General features: G+C 31.7%; 2 protein-coding genes and 4 pseudogenes. 5 read left to right on the forward strand and 1 reads right to left on the reverse strand.

The window, feature by feature from the left end; translation table 11 throughout:
* Positions 1–610, reverse strand: a pseudogene (locus OC698_RS02325) (group II intron reverse transcriptase/maturase); the annotation flags it as partial.
* Positions 611–1,525: 915 nt separating this feature from the next.
* On the opposite strand from OC698_RS02325, the pseudogene OC698_RS02330 reads away from it, so the two are divergent.
* The 5 genes and pseudogenes from OC698_RS02330 to OC698_RS02350 form a co-directional block, all read left to right on the forward strand.
* Positions 1,526–1,752, forward strand: a pseudogene (locus tag OC698_RS02330) (hypothetical protein); the annotation flags it as partial.
* A 72-nt stretch (positions 1,753–1,824) separates the two neighbouring features.
* Positions 1,825–2,634 (forward strand): SVM family protein, encoded by an 810-nt coding sequence (locus OC698_RS02335; protein WP_304513112.1) that lies wholly within the window; start codon positions 1,825–1,827, stop codon positions 2,632–2,634.
* Between the two features lie 434 nt (positions 2,635–3,068).
* Complete coding sequence (locus OC698_RS02340; protein WP_304513113.1) at positions 3,069–3,437, forward strand: hypothetical protein; 369 nt, start codon at positions 3,069–3,071, stop codon at positions 3,435–3,437.
* Between the two features lie 555 nt (positions 3,438–3,992).
* Positions 3,993–5,725 (forward strand): annotated as a pseudogene (locus OC698_RS02345) (reverse transcriptase domain-containing protein).
* Between the two features lie 1,098 nt (positions 5,726–6,823).
* Positions 6,824–7,357, forward strand: a pseudogene (locus OC698_RS02350) (sigma-70 family RNA polymerase sigma factor).
* The last annotated feature ends 81 nt before the right edge of the window (positions 7,358–7,438 follow it).

A 7,438-nucleotide genomic window follows, 5' to 3' on the forward strand; every position in this document is an offset into this window, starting at 1 on the left:
ATAGGAAATTCCCCAAGTTGAACCTGTCTTCAGTTTCTTTCGAACTCTGGCAATCGACGTTTTTCGTTTTCTTGCCAGCGTTTTCAAACAGCTATATTCCGCTAGATAGTTTAGATAGGTTAAAACATCGAGATTGTTAGCCAAACAAAAGTATTGAATAATTCCTCTAACGATTGTTTTGTAGGTCCGGATTATCTCTAATTCGTCTCGATCCGCTAATGTTTCGTCGTGTTTCACCTTCCCCACTTTTAACCAATTATATTCGTGTCCATATTCCTTGGCTTTCGCTTGGGGAATCTGGATTTGAACTTTACCGTTGAAGGAATTCTTTGTGGATTTCCTTGTACGGGTTTTATTGGTGGGATTTACCTTTACCATGTAGGATAGAAACCTAGTTCCTTCACTGGCTTTAACAATCGTTTGACTTATTCTTACTGATAGTAAGTTTTAAATCTTGTTCTAGCCATTGCGTTACTTGATTCTTAATCCCCTCGGATTGGTCATACTCGCCTTTGACGCCAATGATAAAATCATTAGTGTAACGGATGTATTCGATTCTAGGTTTTGGATTTAGATTGATATACCTATCAATCCCCAGCATATGGTGCTGGTTAGAACCTGTTATTCATTTATTGCTGGAGTTCTCTTTTTAAAGAGTAACCATTTGATGAACAATATTGAATTTATTCAATGTTCGTGAAAGTTTAGTTTCTAGTGAAACCGTTGTTGGCATCATTTATCAACCCCCTTTCTTGATACCATTGAATAAATAGTAAATTACTTTCTTCTAAGTCATTAACTCTCTTCTCGGTAAGCTACTAAATTATTCCAAATTTAGGTTTTACCCTTACGACTACGACTACTCAGAAGATGCTTTATCCTTGACCGTTCGGGCTTTTATTTCCGGATTAGTAAAATTAATTACTGGGTTTTAGGATTCTCCAAGTTACACTAAATTTCGACTTTAATTCTTTAGGGGAAGTACCCTCTTTTTTGGAGGCTCCAGGTTCTTTGATTGATAAACTACTCAATACTGAAGTTATGTATTAGTAGACTCCGGACTGTCGGTTTTTAAGCAACTTCCGAGAAAGGTTTTCTATTTAGACCATTTCAGGCTTCTCCATCGAATTATTCGGTGGCGGGGGTCGTCTTGACTAATTTGCTTTCGTCGTAACTCGCTTTTACGGTCTGCTGTAATCTGACATTCTTTCGTTTGTTAGACCGGCCATCTCCTTTCCGAGTTTATCAGTCCTGGCTATTGGTTAGATAGCGCGAAATTTAGGCCTCTTTGGCGCCCATAATGATTATCTTATTGTTAGGAACCAACAATTATTATCATGATTCATAATTAAAAAAATCGTTATAGTATTAGCGTCTTTCTTTTCTTCAGAATCAAAAGAAGAATAATTTAGGTTTTTTCAAACTTTAAACATTTTTTATTCTTTTTAAAAAATAAAAAAGCCCCCCCTAATAAGTTGATCTTAAATGATTTATTAATAAGTTATTTAGTTGTATTATTTTTAATAATTATTTAATTTTTAAATATAAAGATCCTAAACATTTTTTAAAAGACGACAAAGACTATCTATTATCTTGGCGAGGCTTTTGTTCATAATTCTGATTTTGAATTGACTGATTTCCATCTTCACTTTAATCCTTTTCGAAAAACTTTATTAACTTTATCAAGATAAATATAACTACGATAAAGTCAAAGAAGATGAATATAATAAAAGAACCATACTTGAATGGTAGAATGGTAATAAAATTTAACAATTTCCAATACGTTAAATTTTAAGAAATAAAAACAAAAGGAGATTTCATATAATGTTTAAATTAAAACCCAATTTATTATTTTTTAAATTCGTTTTATTTATTAATTTAGGATTTTTTTTAATTATTCATAATAATTTCGTTATGGCTATGGAAGATTTATCTCATGAAGAAATTCAAGAAATTAAAGAGACAGAGTCAGAAGAAAATGAAGCATTAACAAGTACTATAAGCAAATCAAATATCATGACTAAACAAAAATTTGTGTCTTTGCATGAAATAGGACATGCTGTAGTTGCTTTTGAATTGAACCGAAGAAATAGAGAATTTTCAGATCTCATAAAATTTCGAAGAATAGAATTAAAAGAAGATGATAAAAAAATTGATGGTAGCACCGATTTTTATTTTGATAGAGACAGTGCGTTTGGACATTTATTTGCATTATCGGTTTATTATGGCGGTTTAGAAGCGGAAAAAATCATTTCAACACCTATAGAACAAATTAAAAGTAGAGGTGAACATGATGAACAAGATATTGAAAAAACAGTTGAATATATCATACAAAGAGGATGGTTTCTAGGAGATTTATATTTATCAACAGATTCATTAGAAATAAGAAAAGATAAAATAAAAAATATTGCTCAACAAAAAACACAAGAAATAATTCAACAATATCAAGAATTTTTATCTCCTCTTGCCGATGAATTATTAAAAAGAGAAATTATCGAAAGTGAAGAATTTCGAAGCTTATTAAAAGAATTAATTGATCAAAGAAAACCTTTTCAAAAATCAGAACAATCAGAAACAATTGAAAAATCCAATTATAATATTCGAAAATCTAAATGTGATTGTGTTATTTTATAAAAACTAATTATTAAGTTAGTCTTTTGTTATTTCCAAGACTAAAAAATAATTTCCTGTTTTTTCCAAAAATATTTTTAGAAAAGTTGACAATTAACTTTTTATCATTTTTTAAAAAATAAAAAAAATCAACTGATAAGTTGATTTTAATGATTATTAATTAATTATTTAGTTGTAATACTTTTGAAGTGTGGTGCGCGGCCGTATTGTCCCATTATTTTTTCTGTTTATGCTGAGACTTTAAAACAAGAATTGTCAAAAAAACAATATCATTTTGATTTGAGTTCGCGAATGATGCATTTTCCTATTACCGAAATTATTAAAAGCTTTATTTTCATTATTTGATAGCTTTTAATTTTTTGCAAAAAAGATTATAATACACATATACATTGTTCACTTATCCTTGTTTTTTAATAAATAAAAAAAGAGGTAAAATAATGAATTTAAAAATTTTTCCAATATCTATTATGTTTTTTTTAACTTTAATTTTTTCTAAAAATTATTGCGTTTATGGTTGTGATAAGAAAAATTTATTATCAGCATCAGAAAGCAATTTATATCAGCAAAATTCTGAAAAAAATATCTATCAAAAAAGTTCTGAAGAATATTATATTGCCCTTAAAGAAAAAATTTTAGATGTCGCTAAAGAAGCATTAGAACAAACAGTGCAAGAAAATTATTTGCCTCTTTTTTTTGATGAATCTAAAACCGATGAAGAAATTGTAAAAAATTTGCAAGACATCAGTGAAAAAACTCTTATTGGATTTATGAGGGCGCCAAAGAGGCCTAAATTTCAAGCTATTTAACCAATAGCCAGGGCAGATAAACCCTGAAAGGAGATGGTCGGTCTAACAAACGAAAGAACGCTAGATTAAAGCAGACCATAAAAGCGGGTTGCGATAAAAGCAAACTAGTCAAAAAGACCTCGCCACCAAATAATTCTATGGAGAAGCCTGAGATGGCCTAAGAAGGAAAATGATGTAATACCAAAACCTGTTCGGAAGTTGCTTATACGAACAGTCCAGAGTCTACTAATATAATTCATAAGTATTGAGTAGTTTATCGAATAAAGAAACCTGGAATCAGCCTCCTAAAGAGGAATACTTCACCTAAAGAATTAAGGTAGAAATTTAGCGTAACTTGGAGAATCCTAAAACTAAGTAATTAAATTTACTAATCCGGGAATTAAAGTCTGGATGGTCAAGGATAAAGAATCTTCTTAGTAGTCGTAGGGGTAAACCTAAATTTGAAATAATTTAGACAATCGTCCTACCAAGAAGAGAGTTAATCACTCTTATAGGGCGAAAGAAGAAAGTAATTTACTATTTATTCAATGGTATCAAGGAAGGAGTTGATATACTATGTCAACAACTGTTTCACTAGAAACTAAACTTTCGCGAACATTGGATAAAATTCAATATCGTTCATCAAATGGCTACTCGTTAAAAAAGAGCTGCAACAAGGGATGAATAATTTCTATAACACGTTAACAGCATTCAACAGAATCGCTGCTAATAAAGGAGCGGGTACGCCAGGTGTTGACAATGAAACCATTGATGGGATTAATCTAGAAAAACTGGAAAAATACCATCAGGAATACGTCAATAATGTTTATAACCCCAAACCAGTTAAAAGAATTCTCATTCCGAGTGATAACAAAAGAACTAGACCCTTGGGATTACCGACCATCAAAGATCGGTTGATACAAAAATGCCTGGAACAACTCCTAGCCCCCTATTTTGAAAATATCTTTTCAGAATGGAACTTTGGATTTAGAACCAAAAAATCCTGCCATGACGCTATCAAACGTGTCAAACAAAGATTTAAAGGGATTGACTATATTGTCAAAATTGACTTAAAAGGTTACTTCGATAACATCAATCATGAAATTCTCATGAGAACCTTAAATCGGTTCATCAAAAAGAGTAAAACCCTCTCAACCATTAACAAATGGCTAAAAGCGGGCTTCATGAAAGATGGAATCAAATACGAATCTTTATCAGGCTCTCCTCAAGGAGGAATCATTTCCCCTCTATTGGCGAATGTATATTTACATTACATGGACCTGAAAATGGAGGAACTGATCAAAGAAGGAAAACCAATTAAGAAAGGAAACCCAGAATATGGTAAAGCATGGCGTAAAAACCAACACCACAAACTGGGGATCGATAAGTATATCAATCTAAACCCGAAGACAAGAGTTGAGTACATCCGTTATGCTGATGATTTTATCATTGGCGTTAAAGGTGAATATAACAAAGCCGAAAAGATTAGAAATCAAGTAGTCCAATGGCTAGAACAAGACCTGAAACTTATTGTTAATAGGGACAAATCGAAAATTGTGAAAGCTAACAAAGGAACTAGGTTTCTATCCTACATGATTAAGGTAAACCCCACCAATAAAACCCGTAAAGGGAAGACCACGCGGAATTCCTTAAACGGTAAAGTTCAAATCCAAATTCCCCAAGCGAAAGTCAAGGAATACGGACACAAATACAATTGGTTAAAAAAAGGGAAGGTAAAACACGACGAAACATTAGCGGATAGAGATGAATTAGAAATAATTCGGACTTATAAAACAATTATTAGAGGAATTATCCAATACTTTTGTTTAGCTAATAATCTCGGTGTTTTAACCTATTTAAACTATCTAGCTGAATATAGCTGTTTGAAAACACTGGCAAGGAAACGGAAAACGTCAATTGCTAGAATCCGAAAGAAACTCAATACAGGTTCAACCTGGAGTATTTCCTATATTAACAAAGGAGAAACCCTATATGAACCTTGGGTTGTCTACTCTTGGGATAAAATCAAGAAAATGCGTAACTACAAGGGAAATCCTGATATTACCATTAATAGATTTATATTCCAAAGTCGCACGTATCTAACTGACCGCTTGAAAGCGGAACGTTGTGAGAACTGTGACAAAACAACCCAACTGCAAATTCATCACATTGGCACGGTCCGCAACGCGAACCACCAAAGTATCATGAATAAGAGAACAAAGGTATTATGTAAAGATTGTCATCGCAAGATAACCAATCAACAAATACATGATATCAGAAAGAATAGAACGATAAGAATAAATAGCTAATCAACTGCAAAGGGAAATTAGTTCTCGCAAGAGAGTAAATTAGGGAAAGCCGGATGCTTGGAAACTTGCTTGTCCGGTTTGGACGGGGGCTGATTGTAAATAAAACAGCAAATACAAATCGCTGCATAAAACGCAATTAATCTATCCGTATATGAAAATTATGAAAATCGGAATCAAAATATTTTCGAATTTTTTGTAAATTTAGAAATTGATGCTTATTATGAAGAATTTAAAGAAACAATTTTAGATGTTTACGATACTAAAGTTAAAAATTCGTTTCAAAAAAATTTTATTTCAAGAATTATTTTTAGTAAAACTAAAACTGATGCGGAAATTATGGAATTATTGAGAAGTAGAGGTGGACAATGTTTTTGTTTGTCTCTGATAAGTGGTAATCAATTTGAAATTTTCCGCGACCAAAATATTCAAGATTTTTTGTCAAAAATTTTTCCTGATTCTCAATAAACTTTGGATAATTTTTTAAGCTATCTTTTTTAATAATTTATCAGCATTTTTTAATGTGATTTTTGATTTTTAATCTATTTAATTGTTAAATTAATCTTTTAGCCAAATTTTGATATTTAGGGTGATAAGGTAATTCCGCGAAATAATGATGGCGATAACAATGAATTATTTAGTCCTTGTTATTAAAAAAATGAAATTAACCAACAATTAAAGCAACCATCATAGCTAAATTAGGGGCGCCAAAGAGGCCTAAATTTCGCGCTATCTAACCAATAGCCAGGACTGATAAACTCGGAAAGGAGATGGCCGGTCTAACAAACGAAAGAATGTCAGATTACAGCAGACCGTAAAAGCGAGTTACGACGAAAGCAAATTAGTCAAGACGACCCCCGCCACCGAATAATTCGATGGAGAAGCCTGAAATGGTCTAAATAGAAAACCTCTTTCGGAAGTTGCTGAAACGGACAGTCCGGAGTCTACTAGTATAAAATCACGATATTGAGTAGTTTATCAGATAAAGGAAACCTAGAATCAGCGAGGTGTTCCTGAAATTTAAACACTTTTTTACTTTTTAAAAATTTTTGAAGACTAACTGTTAAGTTAGTCTTTTTTTGTTTTAAAAGACTAAAAAAAATAATATTATTTAAAGAATTTTTAAAAAGTAAAAAGAATTTAGCAATACGAGATCAATTAATTGAACTTCATCTGCCTTTAGTTAATATTATCTGCGTTGTTTAACCCGAGCCGATTTAGAACAAGAAGGGATTTTAGGCTTAATGAAAGCCCTCGATAATTATGAAGATTTAGGTTGTGAATTTATTACCTATGCTACTCCTGTTATTAAATTTGAAATCAGTGAACTAATTAGAACAAGTCATTCACCTTCAATCTCCCCCCCTAAAATCTCATCAACGTTAGTTAAAACAAATTCATCATGAACTTTTTTAAAAAAATGAAAACGAAATTAAGTGCCACTAAATTTCCAATTATTCATTTCAGTTTTTTTGGGAAGGTTCCTTTAGGAAATATCAAAGATATTATCAAAGATATTATCAAAGATATTATCAAAGATATTATACCAACACAGAAATTATTGAAAAACTTAATTTATCTTTAAGACAAATCGAAAATATGAAAGGACAAGCAATATATAGAAAAAAAGAATAAACGATCATGATCGCCTATTAAACGACCAACACCCTTTGTGGTATCTAGGTTAGCGCGCAGTTGGGCACCGTAACCCGGCTT

Origin of the sequence: Candidatus Phytoplasma gossypii (assembly GCF_030586975.1) — a bacterium.
Taxonomy (GTDB): domain Bacteria; phylum Bacillota_I; class Bacilli_A; order Acholeplasmatales; family Acholeplasmataceae; genus Phytoplasma; species Phytoplasma citri.